Genomic DNA, 335 nt, shown 5'->3' with positions numbered 1-335 from the left:
CAATGGAAAACACCCGCTACCACCTTTAGCGTGCTGTTTGGCAAACAGCAACTCGGCTTCAGCGTCGTGCAATGGGATGGCAAACAATATCAAAATCTGGCGAAGCAACACGTCGCCCGGCGCGGCCCACGCATAGGTTCTTTTCTGCTACAAACGCTCAATGAAATGCAAATGCAGCCGCAGGAGCAGCAAACGGCAAGGCTTATCGTCGCCAGCCTGCTTAGCCACTGCCGCGATTTGCTTGGCAGCCAAATCCAGACCGCCTCACGCAGCCAGGCACTATTTGAAGCTATTCGCGATTATATCGACGAACGCTATGCCTCCGCGCTTACCCG

1 protein-coding gene is annotated in these 335 nt (G+C 54.6%); it reads left to right on the top strand.

Translation table 11 applies throughout. From position 1 onward, the window contains the following. On the top strand, window positions 1-335 hold a 335-nt coding region (locus FN960_RS23700), incomplete at both ends, for a hypothetical protein (protein ID WP_221936837.1).

The sequence above is a fragment of the Alkalicoccobacillus porphyridii genome (genome assembly GCF_007293315.1).
GTDB classification, from domain to species: Bacteria; Bacillota; Bacilli; order Bacillales; family Bacillaceae_D; genus Alkalicoccobacillus; species Alkalicoccobacillus porphyridii.
This window is presented reverse-complemented; position numbering and strand designations above follow the sequence as displayed.